Genomic DNA, 18,054 nt, shown 5'->3' with positions numbered 1-18,054 from the left:
CGACCGTCGTGACGACCGTCCGTCGGGTGGTTTCCGCCGCGACGACCGTCCCTCCGGCGGCTCCTTCGGCGCCCGCCGTGACGACAAGCCCCGCTGGAAGCGCAACGGCTGAGGCCTGAGCGCCCTCTGACGAGGAATCGGCCCCCACTGCACCCCGGTGCGGTGGGGGCCGAGCCCTTTTCCGGCCGCTTTCACCCCACCCGCACCCCCTGGCGGGAAACCGCCGGTGCCACACCCGGCGATACCCGATCGGCCAGCAGCCCCTCTGCGGCTATGCTCTGGGGTGAGCACATGGAGGGCCATTAGCTCAATTGGCAGAGCAGCGGACTTTTAATCCGTTGGTTGTCGGTTCGAGTCCGACATGGCCTACCGCTCGCAGGCACGGGGTTGATCCCCCTGACCTGCTACTGAGCGCCCCGACCGGCTTCGGCCGGCCGGGGCGCTCCGTCGTTCCCGGCCTAGGCCTGCGGCGTCCCGTCCGCCGCGATGCGGCGGAAGCCGAGGTACGGCACGAGGGATTCGGGAAGGACGAGGGAGCCGTCCTCCTGCTGGCACTGTTCGAGGAGCGCGGCCAGGGTGCGGCCGATGGGCAGGCCGGAGCCGTTGAGGGTGGCGACGAGCGTGGGCTTGCCGTCCTCGCCCCGGGTGCGGATGTTCGCCCGGCGGGCCTGGAAGGTGCCGAAGTTCGAGACCGACGAGATCTCGCGGTACGTGTTCTGGCTGGGGATCCAGACCTCGATGTCGTAGGTGAGCCGGGCGGAGAACCCCGTGTCGCCGGCCGCCAGCCTGACGACGCGGTAGGCGAGGCCGAGCTCCTGCAGACACGCCTCGGCGTGGCCGACCATCGTCTCCAGCTCGGCGTCCGCCGTCTCCGGGTCGACGATCTTGACGATCTCGACCTTGGCGAACTGGTGCTGGCGGATCAGACCCCGGGTGTCGCGGCCGTACGAGCCCGCCTCGGACCGGAAGCAGGGGGTGTGCGCGGTGAGGGCCAGCGGCAGGTCGGCCGGCGGGATGATCTCGTCGGCGTAGAGGTTGGTCAGCGGTACCTCGGCGGTCGGGATGAGGAACAGCTCGCGGTCGGCCACGCCGGTCTTGAACAGGTCCTCCTCGAACTTCGGCAGCTGTCCGGTGCCGGTCATCGTCTTCCGGCCGACCAGGTACGGGACGGCGTGCTCCACGTACCCGTGCCGACGGGTGTGGAGGTCGAGGAAGAGCGTCGCCAGGGCGCGCTCCAGGGCGGCCCCCGCCCCGCGGGAGACGACGAACCGGGGGCCCGACAGCTTCGTCGCCCGGCCGAAGTCGAGGATGCCGGTGCTCTCGCCGAGGTCGACGTGGTCCTTCGGCTCGAAGGAGAAGGTCCGCGGGGTGCCGACGCGCCGGACCTCGACCGCGAACTCCTCGGAGTCGCCGTCGGGGGCCGCGTCGTCCGGCAGGTTCGGAATGGTCAGGAGCAGCTCGCGCAGCTCCTCCTGGATCCGCTCCTGTTCGGCGTCGATGTCGCGGATCTGGTCCTTCAGCTCGCGGGCGCGCTCCTTCAGCTTGGAGATGTCGCCGCCCTGCCGGGCCGTCTGCTGGACCTCGCTCGCCACCCGCTTGCCCTCCGCCCGCAGCTCGTCGGCCGAGCGGATGCCCTGGTTGCGCCGGGACTGGAGGTCCTCCAGCCGGGACAGGTCCAGGGAGTAGCCGCGACGGGCGAGCCGACGAACTGCTTCGGCACCCATGTCGATCAGGGCGCGGGCGTCATGCATGAGGGAGGTCCTTCTGATCCGGCGACGGGACGGGGATACGGCGTCGACGGTAGCGGGTCCGCCGGCGGTGGACGGCCCTCGGGCCGAACGCGCCGATGGCCGGAAAACGACGGGCCGCCGGTGTGACACGCCGGGGGAGCACCCCATCGGGTCATTCGCGCTGGGCCATCGCGCTGATGGGGCCGCGCGCCTGCCGTCGATCGTGGACATGCCGGTCAGATCATGTGAAAGGAGGCTCAATCAGGTGCTTCCGGGCCCATCTCTTCGGTTCCACAAGGAGCAACACGCATGAGTCCTGAGCAGAGGACCGCATCCCGTCTCGGCCCGCTCCCCCGGCAGGGCAGGTATCTCGCAGCCGGCGCGGTGGCGTCGCTGGCCGTAGTGGTGCTGGGACTCGCCACTCCGGCGCTGGCGTACGGCCAGAGCGCGCCTCCGGCGGCGTCGGCGGGCGTGGCCGGCGGCGACCGGTGCAAGGAGCACGACCGCGACCACGACGACGACGGCGACGGGGACCGCGCCGCTGCCGCCCGCAAGGTCGCGGGCGGCGGCCACGACGACGACTGCAAGCGCGGGCCGCGGGGGCCGCGCGGGCCGCGGGGGCCGAAGGGCGACACGGGTCCGACGGGGCCGACCGGCCCGACGGGTGCGACCGGGGCCACGGGCGCGACGGGTGCCACCGGTGCGACGGGCGCCACCGGAGCCACGGGTGCGACCGGAGCCACTGGGTGTGGCATCGGCGTCGACTCCATCCTGTCCAACAACACGGAGGAGTTCGCCGTCGTCCTGTACAACGGCATCGCGTACGCCGGGCACCGGGACGATCCGCAGACGGGCCCCTACAAGTTCGAGGCCCTCAACAACCCCGCGCAGAACCCCGGGTACCCCGATCCCTCCATCGTCTGCTCCGCGACCATTTCGTCCCTTGGGCGGGTGACGAACTTCAAGGTGCTGACCTCGACCGGGTTCCTGTACGAGCTCCAGTGCGCGTCCAACGGGGTGACCCTGAACTGTGGGTCCACCGCCCCCGGGGACCAGCGGGCCTGGAACGTGGTCCCGCCCCAGTTCGTGGCCAGCGGCCCCTTCCTCGCCGGCGACGGCGCGGCGCCCGCGCGCCCCGGCTTCCCTGCGGCGGAGAAGGGGCTCTCGAAGAGCGGCAAGGGGTCCTGACCCGCTCGGGATCCCGCTGACCGTGCCCGTGTCCGGGGTCGCCCGGGCGCGGGCACGAGCTCCTTTTAGGGTTCTGACCTGCGGTTATGTCGTTCGGGGGGCGCCGTAGCCGGTTAATTGGCGTGAGGCGTCCTCTGAATGACGTAGAGTTGGTTTCACCGACGCGGGGTGGAGCAGCTCGGTAGCTCGCTGGGCTCATAACCCAGAGGTCGCAGGTTCAAATCCTGTCCCCGCTACTAGAGGCGAAGGCCCGGATCCCTTGGGATCCGGGCCTTCGTCGTGCCCGGGGTGCGGACGCCGTCACCCGACCGGTCCGGCCGGGTCGCCGGGCCGGGCCCGGGCCGTCAGCCTTGAGGGGCGGGGCTACCGGGCGGCAGGAGGGCGGCGTGGGGCTGGGCCTGCAGGGCAGCGGCGGGAGTGCGGACGGAGTCGCCCGACGGGTGGCCCGGGTGCTGCCCTTCCTGCTGATCCTGCTCGGACTGGTCTTCGACCTGCTGACCCCGCCGAGCTTCACGGGCTCCCCCTTCTTCTCCGCCGCCCCGCTGGTCGCGGCCCCGCTGTTCAGCTTCGGGGCGACCGCGATCACCGGAACGGCCTCCTCGTCGGCCGTCGTGGGCCTGCACTACTACAACGGCACCGACTGGAGGGCGGAGGCGCTGACCGAGCTGGTGACCGTGCTGACCGTCTCCGGGCTGGCCCTGCTGATCAACCAGGTCGTGCGGCGCAGCGGCGAGCGGCTCGCCTCGGCGCGGGGGATCGCCGAGGCCGCCCAGCGGGCCGTGCTGCCGACCCCGGCCGAGCGGATCGGAGGGCTGCACGTCGCCGCCCGGTACGAGGCCGCGCAGGCCGACGCCTTCATCGGCGGCGACCTCTACGCCGTGCAGGAGACCCCGTACGGGGTCCGGCTCGCGGTGGGCGACGTACGGGGCAAGGGGCTGGGGGCGGTGGAGGCCGTCGCGGTCGTGCTGGGCGCCTTCCGGGAGGCGGCGGAGACCGAGCCGACCCTGGAGGGGCTCGCGCAGCGGCTGGAGCGGGCGCTGGCCCGCGAGGGGACCCGGCGCGACGGCCTCGACGCGGTGGAGGGGTTCACCACCTGCGTGCTCGGGGAGGTCCCGCCCGGCGCCGAACTGCTGAGGCTGGTCAACCGGGGCCACCCCGAACCGCTGCTGCTGTACGCGGACGGGGGCCTGGCGGTGCTGGCCCCGGCCGAGCCCGCGTTGCCGCTGGGTCTGGGCGAGTTGGCGGAGGGGCAGCCCGACCGGGCCCGGGAGTGGCCGTTCCCGCCGGGCAGCACCCTGCTCCTGTTCACGGACGGGCTGACCGAGGCCCGGGACCGGACGGGGGCCTTCTACGATCCGGCGGTCCGGCTGCGGGGGCGGGTCTTCCCCGGACCGGACGAGGTGCTGAGCGCGCTGAGCAGCGACGTGCGCCGGCACACGGGCGGCGGGGCGACCGACGACATGGCCCTGCTGGCCGTGGGGCGGGCGGGGGAGGGGCAGCCGGCGCGCAGGCGGACCGTCCCGGTGGTGCGCCGCGAGGACGGGAGCGGTGACCGTGTGTAGCCCATGGAGCGCTGTGCGCAAGTGAGTTGACGGCCAGTCATTCGACCGCTGTGGCCGAAGTGGGGGAGGGGCCGCAGTCTTTTTGGCAGGTTTGTGGCGTATGAGGGTTTATGTGGTGGCCAAAGTTGTTCGGGGGGTGGCCGATTGGCGTTAACGATCATTCGCGTCAGCTTGGAATCAATCCCCTGCGTCTATTACCGTTTGATAACGCAGTGCGGTCGTCCAGCCGTCGCCCACGATGGCACCCGTGTGCGTTCTCGCCCTTGAGGAGTGTGCCCGGTGGCCTCCAACTCGCCTGCCCCTGAAGGGATCGACGTCCAGGAGGCACCCGGCGCAGGCGCCTGGGGCGAGTGGAATCCCACGGAGGACTCCGCCCGTCCGCTCCGCGGCAAGCACCGCGTCCTCAAGCCGCGTGGCGGACTCGCCCGCAGCTCGACCGTGCTCGGCGTCGGCGTGATCGCGGCGGTCGGCGCGGGGGGCATCGCCACCGCGCAGGACCGCCCCCAGGTCGCGATATCCATGCCCTCGATCCCCGACCTGCTGGGCGGCGGCGACCACTCCGGCGCGGCCGCCGCCCAGGCCGACTCCGCGGGCGTGCCCCGGCAGGCCGACGCGCAGCAGGGGCAGCAGGCCGTCCGGACCCAGGGGCACCCCGACGCGGGCGAGGCGCTGCGCCACCGCATCCTCCAGCAGGCCGAGTCCCAGCAGGACGCCGCCGAGGCCCAGGCCCGGGCGGACGCCGAGCGGGTCGCGCGCGAGAGCGCCGCGCAGGAGGCCCGCAGCCAGAAGGAAGCGGCCGACAAGGAGGCCGAGGCGGTCCGCGCGGCCGCCGAGAAGGCCGCCGCCGAGAAGGCCGCCGCGGACCGGGCGGCCGCCGCGCAGGCGGAGACCGAGGGCGCGGCGGACACCGGGTCGGGCGGCGGCTCGACCGTGAAGTCCTCGGGCGGCTGGTCCCTGCCCACCTCCTCCTACACCCTCACCTCCCACTACGGCGACTCCGGCTCCATGTGGTCCTCCGGCCACCACACCGGCCTCGACTTCGCCGCGCCCACCGGAACCCCGGTCAAGGCCGTGGGCGGTGGAAAGGTGATCTCGGCCGGCTGGTCGGGGGCCTACGGCTACCGGATCGTGCTCCAGCTCGCCGACGGCACCGAGGTCTGGTACTGCCACCTGTCCTCGATGGCGGTGACCTCCGGCTCGGTCGGCGCGGGCGAGACCATCGGCCGGGTCGGCGCCACCGGCAACGTCACCGGGGCCCACCTGCACCTCGAAGTCCGCAAGGGCGGGTCGACGGTCGACCCGCTGGCCTGGCTGACCGCCCGGGGCCTGGACGTCTGAGCCCGCCCCTCCCGTGGGGTCACCCCCGGGCGGCGGAGAACTCCGGCCGCCTCGGGGCCGGTACGGCGGCCGGGGCGAACGGCGCGGCCGGCAGGGCCGGCGCGGCGGGCCGTGCGTGGCGGGCGCGGCTGCCGGCCGGAGGGGCGGAGCGCGGCGGCAGCAGCTCCTCCAGCACCGCCGCCCGGGCCAGGGCGGGCGCGGCCGTCGCCCGCCGCAGCCAGAGCCGGTGCAGCAACTCCCGCTCCCGCCCGGCGAAGCCGGGGTCCCCGCCCGGGCCCGCGTACCGGGCGTGCCGGCGCAGCAGGGCCAGGGCGGCGGCGTCCGCCGCGTACCGGGACACCGCCCGGGCCGCGGGACGGCCCCCGCCGGCGCGGGCCAGGGCCCGCGCCAGGGAGCGGGCCGGCATCGAGGCCAGCGCCGGAACCTCCGCCGGGCCGATCCAGCCCGCGGCGGCGTACACCGACAGCTCGTCGGCGACGGTCCGCAGGCGCTCACGCCGCATCCGCACCGCCAGCCACAGCAGCAGCCCGAACACCGGGACCATCACGCAGCCGTAGACCCAGTAGAACCCGTACTCCCCCACGTGGGAGGAGCCGTTCCACAGCGCGTGCGCGGCCATGGCCAGGGCGAGTCCCAGCAGCGGCAGCCCGGCTCGGCGGGAGCGGCGGGCGCTGAGCGCGGCCGCGCCGAAGCCGAGCCCCGTCAGCACGGTGAACAGGGGGTGCGCGAACGGCGAGAGCACGACGCGGACGAAGAAGGTCGCCGCCGTCACCGAGTCCAGGACCCCCGTGCCCTTGGCCAGGTCCTCCTCGAAGGCGTTGCCCAGGTAGAGGATGTTCTCGGTGAAGGCGAAGCCGGTCGCGGTGAACCCGGCGCACACGAAGCCGTCGGCGGCGCCCGCGTACGGCGGTCCGGCGAACGGCGGTCTGCGGACGGCGAAGACGGCGAACAGGGCGGCCGCCTTGGCGCACTCCTCCACGACCGGGGCGACCGCCACCGAGCCGAGCAGGTCGGCCGCGGAGGGATCGGCGGCCTCGGCCATCCACTCCGTGGCGAAGCTGTTGGCCAGTATCGCGATCAGCGCCGCGGTGCAGGCCCCCCAGCCGAAGCAGAGCAGCAGCTGCCGCCAGGGGCCGGGCGCGGCCCGGCCCAGCCACCGGAACGCCGCCATCAGCGGCGGCACCGGCAGCAGGGCCAGGCCCAGGCCTACGAAGAAGCCGGCCGTACCGGTCTGCTCCCGCACGAGTTCGAGGATGGCCACCCCGGTCGCGCCGAGCAGGACGACGAGCACGCACGCGCGGGCCGTGCCCGGCGGGCGTGCGAGCACACGGGAGAGCGCTCGGAGCACATGATGACCCTACCGAGTCGCCCGGACACGCGGAGTGACGTTTATCCGTTCTTGGGCTCTGCGTTGGGTTCTGTGCGAGTGAAGAGGAGGTCGTGTACGACGTGCCCCTTGTCGAGGCCCTGGCCCTCGAAGCGGGTGAGCGGGCGGAACTCCGGGCGCGGGGCGTAGCCGCCGTCGGCCTGGGTGTTCTCGAACGCCGGGTGCGCGGTGAGCACTTCGAGCATCTGCTCGGCGTACGGCTCCCAGTCGGTCGCGCAGTGCAGCAGCGCACCGGGCGCCATGCGCGTGGCGGCCAGGTCGAGGAACTCCGGCTGGATCAGCCGGCGCTTGTGGTGGCGGGCCTTGGGCCACGGGTCCGGGAAGTACACGCGCATCCCGGCGAGCGAGTCGGGCGGCAGCATCTCGCGGAGCAGGATGATCGCGTCGCCGTTCGCCACGCGGACGTTGGTCATCCCGCCGCGCTCGGCGAGGGCGAGGAGGTTGCCCTGGCCGGGGGTGTGCACGTCCGCGGCGAGGATCCCGGTGCCGGGGTCGGCGGCGGCCATCTGGGCGGTCGCCTCGCCCATGCCGAAGCCGATCTCCAGGACCACGGGCAGGCCGTCGAAGAGGCGGTCGAGGTCGATGACCTCGCGGCCGTCGATGTCGAGGCCCCAGGTGCCCCAGAGGCGCTTGAGCGCCTCGCCCTGGCCGGTGGTGACCCGGCTGCGGCGCGGCTGGAAGCTGCGGATCCGGCGCTCGTGGTGCGAGCCGGCGGGGTCGGGCGCGGGGCCGTCGGGGAAGCGGGGCTCGGTCCGCCACTTGGGCGGCACGTACGCGGCTGCCTCCGGCGCGGTGTCCGGGAGGCTGGGCTGGGGGTTCAGGGACTCAGACACAATGCGGCCGATTCTACGCCGCGGCCCACCCCTCGGCCGGGGCCGACGGCGCGGGGTCCGCGGGGCGGGGTCCGCGGGGCGGAGTCCGCAGGGCGGAGTCCCGGGAAACGGTCCGCACGGTTCCGGCCGCGCCGGCGACCGGGGCGGGACCGGCGCAAGGGCGGGGCGGGGTGGGGCGATGCGGGGCGGCGGCTCCGCGCGCGGGACGGGGGGCCGGGTCAGGACGAGCGCAGCATGCGCAGGGCCCGGGCGGCGATCTCGCGGCCGATCGGGAGCGACGCGGTCGCCGCGGGCGAGGGGGCGTTGAGGACGTGCACCGTACGGGGGGCCTCGCGGATGAGGAAGTCGTCCACGAGCGTCCCGTCCCGCAGGACGGCCTGCGCCCGCACTCCCGAGGCGGCGGGCGTGAGGTCCGCCTCCGTGACCCCCGGCAGGAGTCTGCGCACGGCTTCCGTGAAGGCCTTCTTCGACAGGGAGCGGTGGATCTCGCCCGCCCCGTACCGCCAGTGCCGCGCGGCCATCCGCCAGGATCCCGGCCAGGCCAGCTCGGTGCCGAGGTCGCGCGGCCGGACCGTGCCCCAGCGGTAGCCCTCGCGGGCCAGCGCCGGCACGGCGTTCGGACCGACGTGGACCCCGCCGCCGATGCCCCGCGTGAGGTGGACCCCGAGGAAGGGGAACGCCGGGTCGGGGACGGGGTAGACCAGCCCGCGCACCAGTGAGGGGCGGGCCAGGTCGTGGTACTCGCCCCGGAAGGGGATGATCCGCATGCCCGGGTCGTCACCGGCCAGCCGGGCGATCCGGTCGCACTGCAGGCCCGCGCAGTTCACCAGCACCCGGGCCCGGACCACCCGGCCGGAGGCGGTGCGCACCGCGACGGCGGAGGGGCGGCGCGCGATCAGGTCCGCCTCCGCCCCGTAGACGATCTCCGCGCCCGAGGACTCCGCCAGCTGGGCGGCCACCTGGCCGTAGTCGACGATCCCGGTCGTCCCGACGTGGATCGCCGCCAGACCGCTGATCTCCGGTTCGTACTCCGCGATCTGCGCCGGACCCAGCTCGCGCACCGGGATGCCGTTCTCCCGGCCGCGCTGGACCAGGGAGTGCAGGCGGGGCAGCTCGGAGCGGTCGGTGGCGACGATCAGCTTGCCGGTCACCTCGTGCGCGATGCCGTGTTCCGCGCAGAACTTCACCATCTCCGCGGCCCCGCGCACCGCGAAGCGCGCCTTGAGGGAGCCGGGGCGGTAGTAGATGCCGCTGTGGATCACACCGCTGTTGCGGCCCGTCTGGTGGCGGGCGGGACCGGACTCCTTCTCCAGAACGGTCACGCGCGTCCCGGGAGCCAGGCCCGACAGGGCGTGCGCCGTCGACAGGCCGACGATCCCGCCACCGATCACCAGCACATCGCAGTCCACGCCGCCGCCCACGCTGACACCTCCCACCCCTGCATCTTGCACCCCGCCACCGACAATAGGGGCTACGCGGGAGTCACCAGCAGCGGCCGTGCCCGTTCGCGCAGCTCCGCGACGCGCGGCTCGTCGCCGTACGGCTCCAGGCGGTGCAGCAGGTCCCGCACGTACTCGGTGGTGCGCGCGGAGGAGATGCGGCCCGCGACCTCCACGGCCCGGGTGCCGGCGGCGCAGGCCGCGTCGAGGTTGCCCGACTCCAGCTCGGCGACCGCGCTCACCACCAGGCGCAGGCCGTGCGAGCGCACGTACTCCTCCGTGGGGCGGGACAGGGCCTGCTCGGTGAAGCGGCGGACCTGTCGGGGGAGTTTGAGGTCCCGGTAGCATTCCGCGGCATCCGCCGCGAAACGGTCGTACGAGTAGAAACCCAGCCAGGTCGGGTCGGAATCGCCCTGGCGGGAGCGCTCCAGCCAGCCCTCGGCGGCCCGCAGCGCCGACCCGGCCGCCGCCGAGTCGCCCGCCTTCGCGTGCGCCCGTGCCTCCACGAGGCGGAAGAAGCTCATGGTGCGGGCGGTGGCCAGGCCGCGGTTGCGCTCGACGGCCGCCTGGGCGAGGTCCACGCCCTCGTCCGGGAAGTCCCGGTAGGTGGCCTGGAGCGACATGGAGGCCAGCACGTACCCGCCGAGCGGCACGTCGGCGGCGGCGCGGGCCAGCCGCAGCGCCTGGATGTAGTAGCGCTGGGCGGCCTCCTGCTGGCCCGTGTCGAAGGCCATCCACCCGGCCAGGCGGGTCAGCTCGGCGGTGGCCCCGAAGAGGGCGCGGCCCACCTCGTCCGTGTAGGAGCCGAGGAGCAGCGGCGCCGCGTCCACCCGCAGGCACTCGGGGACCATCGAGGAACGCCAGTCCCCGCCGCCGTACTTGGAGTCCCAGCGGCGCGCGTCCTCCGCCGCCTCGCGCAGCTTGGCCACGTCGCTGTGGCCGACGCGCTGCGGGGAGGCGTGCGGGAGCACCGCGGCCGGGGCCGGGGCGGGGGCCGCGGCGGTTTCGGCTGCGGGACGGGCGGGCACAACGCCCTCCGCGGGGGGTTCGGGAGTGCGCCGGGGCGCGGAGGCGGCGCGGACCGGAGCCGCCGTGCGCGGGCCGCCGCTCACGGGGGCGGCGGTGCCCGGGCCGCCGGGCGCGCCGGGGTCGGAGGCGGGACCCGGTTCGCGGGCCACCGAGCTGTCCGCGGGCGATATCAGCCACCGCGAGGCCGGCGTCGCGTACGCCGACACGGAGAACGAACCGGCGAGCGACTGCCAGATTCCGCCACCGCCGCGCCGGCCGGCCAGGTCCAGCCGGTAGAGGTCGGTCGCCGACCGCACGGCCGCGCCGATCTCGCGCGGGAAGGCCAGCCCGACCTCGGGGGCGGGGTCCGCGTCCGCCAGCCCGATCTCGTGCAGCGGCACCGGCCGCCCCAGCTTCGCGCCGATCGCGGCGGCGATCAGGTGCGGGGCGGCACCCTGCGGAACCATCCCCTTCGACACCCACCGCGCGACCGAGGTCTTGTCGTACCGGAGCGTCAGGCCGCGCTGCGCTCCGAGGTCGTTGACCCGCCGGGCCAGTCCCGCGTTGCTGATGCCCGCCAGGGCGAGGACGGCGCCGAGCTTCTCGTTGGGCTCGCGGAGCTCCCTGGACATGCGCCACCCCTCGTCACACGCGGAACGCAGACGCCGCCGGGGCATAGGCGCCCGGCATTTCGTAAACCCAGCGTAGTTCCCCGCCTCCCAAGCGTTAAGGCCCCGCCTTCCGTATGGCGGGATTGTTGTCCGTGCGCACAGTCCGCCGGGGCCCGCTGCCCGGGGCGCACGCCTCGGACCGTGCTCCGGCCGTGTGGCCGTGCGCCCGGCCGTGCGCTCTGGCCGCACCCGGGGCCCGGCGATTCGATGTGCCGTGCGTGGGTCGGCCCGCCGCGTGGATCGGGCAGGCCGGGGGATGCCGCTGCCTCAATCCCCGCGGGTGGCGGAACGGTCCGGGGGGCGCGATCAGGCCTCCCGGACCGCGCCCCCGCGGTGTCCCGCGCGAGGACGCGCACGGCTGCTCAGTACGGCCGAAGAATGGCCGAAACCGACCTATGGGGCGGTGGGAACGGAACGCCAAATACCGTGTGACCGTGGCGTGTTCGTTCACCCGCGCGCCCCCGAAGCCGCTCCCGCACGCCCGTCTCGTGGCAGCATGGATCCCGAGCCACCGGGGTCCCGCCGGCCGCGCCCTCAGCGCCGACCACGTCGTCCGTGCCGCCCGTTGCCCCGGGTCATGTGCCCACGGGCTGGGGGAGGCGGCGGTGCGCTGGTTGGTCGGGTGGAGCAGTATCGCCGCGAGCTTCGGCACGGCCGGACGCGTCGCCGGCCAGGCGGGCGGGACCGCCCACGGCTCCTCCCACGGCGACCCCCTGCGCGGCGGCATCGCCGACGCCGCCCACGCCGACGACCCCGCCGGCCACGACGCCGAACGCACCGTCCACCCCGTCGGCGCCCAGCTCCTGTGGGGCGACCCCGACCCCCTGTGGGCCGTCGGCGACTGGCGCCCCGACGAGATCCGCACCGTCACCGCCGACCCCGCCGACCCCTTCACCCGGCTCGCCGTCCTCGGCTGCTGCGGAGCCTCCGACGAGGAACTGCGCCGCGCCCTCTACGCCGCCCGCGGCGGAGCCCTGCGCCACCTCACCGAATGGCCCGGCAGCTACACCGCCGTCGTCCAGGCCGGCCGCCGCATCACCGTCCTCGGCGACCTGGCCGGCGCCCGGCCCGTGTTCTACACCCCCTGGGCGGGCGGCACCGCGTACGCCACCGCCGCCCTCCCCCTCGCCGACCTCATCGGGGCCCAGCTCGACATCGGCCACCTCGCCGCCCTGCTGGCCTGCCCCGACAGCCCCGAGGCCCTGGGCGACGGCACGCCGTACGCCGGTGTCCGCCGCATCCCGCCCGGGCACACGCTGATCCTGCGCGAGGGATCCCGCGAGATCACCGGGTACGAACCCGTGGCCTCCCTCGCCGTGGCCGCCCCCGAGGCCGACCCGCAGGGGGCGGTCGAGGGCGTGCGGGAAGCGTTGACGGCCGCGGTGCGCGCCCGGCTCACGGCACCCCGGCATGCTCCCGACACCCTGCTCCCCGACCCCGGACCCGTGCCCGGAATGGGCCCCGCCGACCGGCGCGCGGCCCGCGGCGCCCCAGCCCCCGGCGTCGGCTCCGACCTCTCCGGCGGCACCGCCTCCGCCACCCTCGCGCTGCTCGCCGCCGGACTCCCCGGCGCCCCCGGCACCCTCCCCGGCACCGGATCCCGCCTCCTCGCCGTCACCTTCAACGACCTCGCCACCCCGCGCGGCCGCGAAGGCGAACTCGAACGCGCCCACGCCCTCGCCGCCGACCCCCGGCTGCACCACGTCGTCGTGGCCGCCGCGGACGAGGCCCTCCCGTACGCCGAACTCGACGGACCCCTCACCGACGAACCCGGCCCCTGCCTCGTCACCGCCGCCCGCGACCGCCGCCGCCTCGCCGCCGGCTCCGCCGACCACTTCACCGGACACGGCGCCCGCCAGGTCCTCGACGCCCACCCCGCCCGCATGGCCGACCTCCTCCTGGACCGCAGGCGCCGCCACCTGCTGCGCCCCGTCGCCGCCCTCGCCCGTTCCGCCCCCGAGGGCCCCCTCCTCGTCCCCTTCTCCGTCTACTCGGCCGCCCGCCGCCTCGCCCGTACGCCCTACCGCACGGGCATCGAAGCAGCGGCGGCCCGGCTGCGCGAGGGCGGCGTCGCCACCGCCGTCTCCGGGCCCGTCGACGCCTCGCTCGCGGCCCTGACCTGGTCCCGCCCCGGCCCCGCGGCCGGCTGGCTGACCGGGGAGGCGCTGGCGGAAGTATCGATCCGCCTGCGGGCCGCCGCCGGACGCCCCCCGCTCTCGCTGCGGCCCGGCGAGGCCCGCGCCCGCGCCCTGCTCGCCCGCCACGCCGCCGACCACCGCGTCTTCGAACAGGCCGTCGAGGTCCGCAGCCAGCGCCTGCACGCGCCCTTCCTCGACAACCAGGTCGTACGGGCCGCGCGCGCCCTGCCGGAGTCCCTGCGCGTGCAGCCCGGGGCCCGCGCCGAGATCCTGCGCAGCGTCCTGGCCTCCGCCGGGGTGCGCGAACTCCCGCCCGGCTGGGGCGTCACCGCCCCGGGACCGAACGAGACCGCCGGCCGGCTCGGGCTGCGCGCCGCCCTCGCCTCGCTGCTGGCCCTGTTCACCGCACCGCTGCTGGCCGACGCCGGACTGGTCGAGGCCCGCGTGGTGCAGCAGGCCCTGACCGACGCCGCCGACGGGAGGCCCGTACCGCTGGACGGGCTGGCGGAACTCGTCTCCATGGAACTGTGGCTCCGCCGCCTGATGTCCCGCCGCGGCACCTGCTGGACGGGCACCACCACCCCCCGCCGCCGCGCGGTCCCACCCCTCCCGACCCCCCTGCCCCGCCTGACGGGCGCCCCGCTCCCACCCCTCCCCCTGAGCGGCCCGGCGAGCCGCTAGGAGCTGTCCGCAGAGCAGCGCCTGCCCCGCGACGCCCGGCACGCCGAGAGCACGCTCCCCCAAGCTCTCGGCTTCGCTCGAGCAGGGGGATCCCCCATGACGCCGCGGGGCCCCCTCCGGGCGGCCGGGGCTCCCTTGCGGACACCCCCTGGGCCGAGCCGGAACCAGCCCCGCCGGCGTTCGAGGCGCCCGGAGCCCCCCCCCGGGGCACCTCCCAGCGGTGGCCGGGGGAGGAACGGGCGAAGGGCGGGGCGGGGAGAAAACCCCCCGCGGCCCAGCGCAGCGACACGGCAGAATGACCCGGTGCGGTACCTCATCCTCGGCGGCACCGAGGCGCGTGACGAGACGACCGGCGCCCCCCTCACCCCCGGCGGCGCCCGCCTGCGCGCGCTCCTGACCGCGCTCGCCCTGCGCGCCGGCGCCCCCGGAGCCGCGTCCGCCGCCGACCTGGCCGACGAGGTCTGGGGCGACGACCCTCCCCAGGACGCCCCCGCCGCCCTCCAGGCCCTCGTCGCCCGCCTGCGCCGCACCCTCGGCTCCCGCGACAGCATCCGCACCGACCCCGCCGGCGGCTACCGCCTCGCGGCCACCCGCGACGACGTCGACCTGCACCGCTTCACCCGGCTGGCCGCCCTCGGCGCCGAGCAGCTGCGCACCGACCCCGCCACCGCCGCCACCACCCTCCGCGAGGCCCTGGCCCTCTGGCGCGGCCCCGCCCTCGCCGACCTCCCCGAACCCGCCCGCACCGTCCACGCCGCCGCCCCGGAGGCCCGCCGCGCCGCCGCCCTGCGCGACCGCGTCGAAGCCGACCTGCGCAGCGATGCCACCGCCCCGGCCGCACTCCTCCCGGAGATCGAGGCACTGATCCGCGAGCACCCGTACGACGAGCCCCTGCGCGTCCTCCAGCTGCGCGCCCTGCGCTCCGCCGGCCGCCCCGCCGACGCGCTCGCCGCGTACGAACGCACCCGCCACGACCTCGCCGAAGGCCTCGGCACCGACCCCGGCCCGCAGCTGCGCGCCCTGCACGCCGAACTGCTCCGGCCCCCGACGGCGCCGCCCGTACCGCCCCGCGGCAACCTCCGCCCCCGCCTGACCTCCTTCGTCGGCCGCGAGCCCGAACTCGCCGCCCTCGCCGACGACCTGGCCCGCGTCCGCCTCGTCACCCTCACCGGCCCCGGCGGCTCCGGCAAGACCCGGCTCGCCGAGCACGCGGCCGCCGCCCACCCCGCATCCGGCTGGCTCGTCGAACTCGCCCGCCTCGACCACCCCGCCGCCGTGCCCGGAGCCGTCCTCAGCGCCCTCGGCCTGCGCGAGAACAGCCTCGTCGCCCGCGAGAAGACCCCCGCCGCCGACGACCCCACCACCCTCCTCGTCGAGCACTGCGCACACCGCCGCCTGCTCCTCGTCCTCGACAACTGCGAGCACGTCATCGGCGCCGCCGCCGAACTCGCCGAGAAGCTCCTCACCCACTGCCCCGGCGTCCGCATCCTGGCCACCAGCCGCGAACCCCTCGGCGTGCCCGGCGAGTTCCTGCGCCCCCTCGAACCGCTCCCGCCCGGCCCCGCGCACCGCCTCTTCGCGGACCGCGCCACCGCCGCCCGCCCCGACTTCCGCCCCGAGGAGGACCCGGCCGCCGTCGCCGAGATCTGCGACCGCCTCGACGGGCTGCCGCTCGCCATCGAACTGGCCGCCGCCCGCCTGCGGCTGCTCACCCCGCGCATGATCGCCGACCGCCTCGACGACCGCTTCCGCCTCCTGACCGGCGGCGCCCGCACCCTCCTGCCGCGCCAGCAGACCCTGCGGGCCGTCGTCGACTGGTCCTGGGACCTGCTCGACGCCGCCGAACGCACCGTCCTCGCCCGGATGTCCGTCTTCGCCGGCGGCTGCGACCTGGACGCCGCCGAGGCCGTCTGCGGCGGCCCGGACGCCGACGTCGCCGGCACCCTCGGCTCCCTCGTCGACAAATCCCTCGTCACCGCCGTCCCCGACCCCGACGGCATGCGCTACCGCATGCTGGAGACCATCCGCGAGTACGCCGCCGAGCGCCTCGCCGCCACCGCCGACGACGCCCGGGCCACCACCCGCCGCCACGCCGCGTACTACCTGGCCTTCGCCGAGCGCGCCGAACCCCTGCTGCGCTCCGCCGAGCAGCTCCCCTGGATCCGGCGCGTCGAGACCGAGCTCGACAACCTCCGCTCCGCCCTCCACAGCTCCGTGGCCGGGGACCCCGACCTGGAGACCGCCCAGCGGCTCGTGACCGCCCTCGCCTGGTTCCTGTGGCTGCGCAACTACCGTGCCGAGGGCGCCGAATGGGCCGACCGGATCCTCGCCGCCACCCCCGCCGACGTCCCCGAGGGCTCGCCCGCGTACTGGCGGTCCATGCGCCTCCAGGTCCTCCACATGTTCCTGCTCACAGAGAGCAAGGGCGCCGCCGGCTTCCGCACGCCCGAGTTCGCCGCCGTCGCCCTCCGCATCCGGGACGTCTTCCGCGAGGGCTCCCCGGAGACCACCCGCTTCCCCGGCATGCTCTGGCCCGCCACCTCCTTCCTCACCGGCGACGCCGCGGGCTTCCACCCCGACCTCTCCCGCTCCGTGGAGAACTGCCGCCGGCACGCCGGCGACTGGGAACTCGGCGTCGCCCTGCTGATGCGCGCCCACACCGCCATCGACAGGACCGGAGGCCTCGACGCCGTCGACGCCGACCTCGCCGAACTCCACGCGATCGCCCGCCGCTGCGGGGACCGCTGGATGCGCGCCCAGGTGGCCAGCGCCGCGGGGGAGGCCGCCCTCTCCCGGGGCCAGTACGACACCGCCCGCACCGAGTACGAGGAGTGCCTGCGCCTCGCCCGGGAGGTCGGCGCCCAGATCGAGGCGCCCCTGGCCCTCGCCCGCATCGCCGAGGCGGCCTACTGCACCGGGGACTACGACACCGCCGAACGGCTCCTCGCCGAAGCCGACCGGGAGGCCGACCAGTACGGCGGGGTGTACGACATGAGCTCCTTCGCCCGGCTCCTGTCGGCGATGCTGGCCCTGCGGCGCGGCGACACCGACCGGGCCCGCACCGAGTGCGCCCGCGCCCGCGCCGATGCCGCGCAGATCAACCCGCCCCCGCAGCTCGCGGCGGGCCTGGACGTCGTCGAAGCCGCCCTCACGGCCCGGGAGAAGGGCCCGCAGGCGGGTCTGGAGCGGATCGGGCCCGCCCTGGCGGAGGCGGTGGCCGCCCACTGCGCCGAACGCGTCCTGGCCTGCCTCGCCGAGGCGGCGGCCCTGTTCCTGGCCGGTGCCGGCCGGCCGGCCGCGAGCGCACGGGTCCTCGCGGCGGCCACCACCTGGCGGGCGGAGCATCCCCGCTCGGTGCCGGAGGAGGCCGTCCTGGAGGGACTCCCGGAGCGCAACCTCGCCGCCCTCGGGGAGGCCGCCCACGCCGCGGCGCAGGCCGAGGGCCGCGTCCTGACCCCTGCCGGGGTCGCCGCCGAGGTGGCCCGGCACACCGCGCTCAGCGGCAGCTGATCACCCCGTCGGCCCAGCTCGCCAGTGTCGGCAGGTGCCCCTGCCCGGCCTGCTCCACCACCAGCCGCAGGGTCGAGCGCCCGGCCAGCGGCACCTCGACGGACGCCGGGGCGTCCCCGTACCCGAGCGCGTCCGAGCGCCACAGGCGGCGGCCGTCGGCATAGACGGAGAACCGCAGCTTCCCGTCGGTCAGCAGCGACAGCCCGTCCACCCCGGCCCGCGCCGAGAAGGAGGTGCACTGCCGGTTGAGGGCGATCTCCACGGAGGAGCGGGAGCGGACGGTGATCCCCTGCCCGAACCGCTGCCCCCCGGCCACCAGCCCCCACCGCTGCCACACCCAGCTGCTGCTCCAGGTCTCCAGCTCGGGGCCGGTGTGCCGGCCCAGTGGGGCCTGCTCCAGCCGGGCCAGCGGGAACGCCTGCCCGGGCTGCGGCGACGGCGTGGGCTCCGGCCGGGACGGCGTGGGCGACGGCGTGGGCGTGGGCGCCGGCCGCGCGGACGCCGCAGCGGACGGGCCGGCCGGAGCCGGAGCGGGGGCGGACGCCGACGGCGGGGCGGGGCGCGGCGCC

The 18,054-nt window shown here is 75.9% G+C and carries 11 protein-coding genes and 2 tRNA genes; 7 read left to right on the top strand and 6 right to left on the bottom strand.

The window, feature by feature from the left end; genetic code table 11:
- Positions 1 to 296: 296 nt before the first annotated feature.
- Positions 297 to 369 (top strand) — tRNA-Lys (locus AB0469_RS24945).
- Positions 370 to 458: 89 nt separating this feature from the next.
- Here AB0469_RS24945 and serS read toward each other — a convergent pair.
- Positions 459 to 1,751: a serine--tRNA ligase gene (gene serS, locus AB0469_RS24940; protein ID WP_366453662.1), complete on the bottom strand. Its 1,293-nt coding sequence runs from the start codon at positions 1,749 to 1,751 to the stop codon at positions 459 to 461.
- A 288-nt stretch (positions 1,752 to 2,039) separates the two neighbouring features.
- Between serS and AB0469_RS24935 the strand changes: the two genes are divergently transcribed.
- The 4 genes from AB0469_RS24935 to AB0469_RS24920 all read left to right on the top strand — a co-directional run bounded on the left by AB0469_RS24935 (position 2,040) and on the right by AB0469_RS24920 (position 5,818).
- Entirely contained in the window at positions 2,040 to 2,918 is an 879-nt protein-coding gene (locus tag AB0469_RS24935; protein WP_366453661.1) for a hypothetical protein, read from the top strand.
- Between the two features lie 162 nt (positions 2,919 to 3,080).
- Positions 3,081 to 3,154: transfer RNA gene (locus AB0469_RS24930), tRNA-Met, on the top strand.
- Between the two features lie 156 nt (positions 3,155 to 3,310).
- The gene (locus AB0469_RS24925) at positions 3,311 to 4,480 is read left to right on the top strand and encodes a PP2C family protein-serine/threonine phosphatase (RefSeq protein ID WP_366453791.1); all 1,170 of its coding nucleotides are present in this window, start codon (positions 3,311 to 3,313) and stop codon (positions 4,478 to 4,480) included.
- A 309-nt stretch (positions 4,481 to 4,789) separates the two neighbouring features.
- Complete coding sequence (locus tag AB0469_RS24920) at positions 4,790 to 5,818, top strand: M23 family metallopeptidase (RefSeq protein ID WP_366453790.1); 1,029 nt, start codon at positions 4,790 to 4,792, stop codon at positions 5,816 to 5,818.
- 19 nt (positions 5,819 to 5,837) lie between these two features.
- Here the strand turns inward: AB0469_RS24920 and AB0469_RS24915 are convergent, their stop codons facing one another.
- The 4 genes from AB0469_RS24915 to AB0469_RS24900 all read right to left on the bottom strand — a co-directional run bounded on the left by AB0469_RS24915 (position 5,838) and on the right by AB0469_RS24900 (position 11,117).
- Positions 5,838 to 7,166, bottom strand: a complete 1,329-nt coding sequence (locus tag AB0469_RS24915) for a PrsW family intramembrane metalloprotease (RefSeq protein WP_366453660.1) — start codon at positions 7,164 to 7,166, stop codon at positions 5,838 to 5,840.
- A 41-nt stretch (positions 7,167 to 7,207) separates the two neighbouring features.
- Positions 7,208 to 8,038, bottom strand: coding sequence for a tRNA (guanosine(46)-N7)-methyltransferase TrmB (gene trmB / locus AB0469_RS24910; RefSeq protein WP_366453659.1), 831 nt, complete (start codon positions 8,036 to 8,038; stop codon positions 7,208 to 7,210).
- A 218-nt stretch (positions 8,039 to 8,256) separates the two neighbouring features.
- Positions 8,257 to 9,489, bottom strand: a complete 1,233-nt coding sequence (lhgO, locus tag AB0469_RS24905; RefSeq protein ID WP_366453658.1) for an L-2-hydroxyglutarate oxidase — start codon at positions 9,487 to 9,489, stop codon at positions 8,257 to 8,259.
- A 20-nt stretch (positions 9,490 to 9,509) separates the two neighbouring features.
- Positions 9,510 to 11,117 (bottom strand): sporulation protein, encoded by a 1,608-nt coding sequence (locus AB0469_RS24900; RefSeq protein WP_366453657.1) that lies wholly within the window; start codon positions 11,115 to 11,117, stop codon positions 9,510 to 9,512.
- Between the two features lie 644 nt (positions 11,118 to 11,761).
- On the opposite strand from AB0469_RS24900, the gene AB0469_RS24895 reads away from it, so the two are divergent.
- Complete coding sequence (locus tag AB0469_RS24895; RefSeq protein WP_366453656.1) at positions 11,762 to 13,975, top strand: asparagine synthase-related protein; 2,214 nt, start codon at positions 11,762 to 11,764, stop codon at positions 13,973 to 13,975.
- Between the two features lie 303 nt (positions 13,976 to 14,278).
- Positions 14,279 to 17,485, top strand: coding sequence for a BTAD domain-containing putative transcriptional regulator (locus AB0469_RS24890; protein WP_366453655.1), 3,207 nt, complete (start codon positions 14,279 to 14,281; stop codon positions 17,483 to 17,485).
- Here AB0469_RS24890 and AB0469_RS24885 read toward each other — a convergent pair.
- Positions 17,472 to 18,054 (bottom strand): NPCBM/NEW2 domain-containing protein (locus AB0469_RS24885; protein ID WP_366453654.1); only part of this gene is annotated, 583 nt, incomplete at its 5' end. The genes AB0469_RS24890 and AB0469_RS24885 overlap by 14 nt on opposite strands.

This window comes from Streptomyces sp. NPDC093801 (assembly GCF_040701585.1).
GTDB lineage: Bacteria > Actinomycetota > Actinomycetes > Streptomycetales > Streptomycetaceae > Streptomyces.
Note: the sequence above shows the minus strand (reverse complement) of the source record. Positions and strands in the feature narration are given on the sequence as shown.

What these genes read in the sequence shown, in the direction of transcription:
- AB0469_RS24935 (WP_366453661.1), top strand. Translation starts at nt 2,040, where the DNA reads ATGAGTCCTGAGCAGAGGACCGCATCCCGTCTCGGCCCGCTCCCCCGG.
- serS (WP_366453662.1), bottom strand. Translation starts at nt 1,751, where the DNA reads ATGCATGACGCCCGCGCCCTGATCGACATGGGTGCCGAAGCAGTTCGT.
- AB0469_RS24900 (WP_366453657.1), bottom strand. Translation starts at nt 11,117, where the DNA reads ATGTCCAGGGAGCTCCGCGAGCCCAACGAGAAGCTCGGCGCCGTCCTC.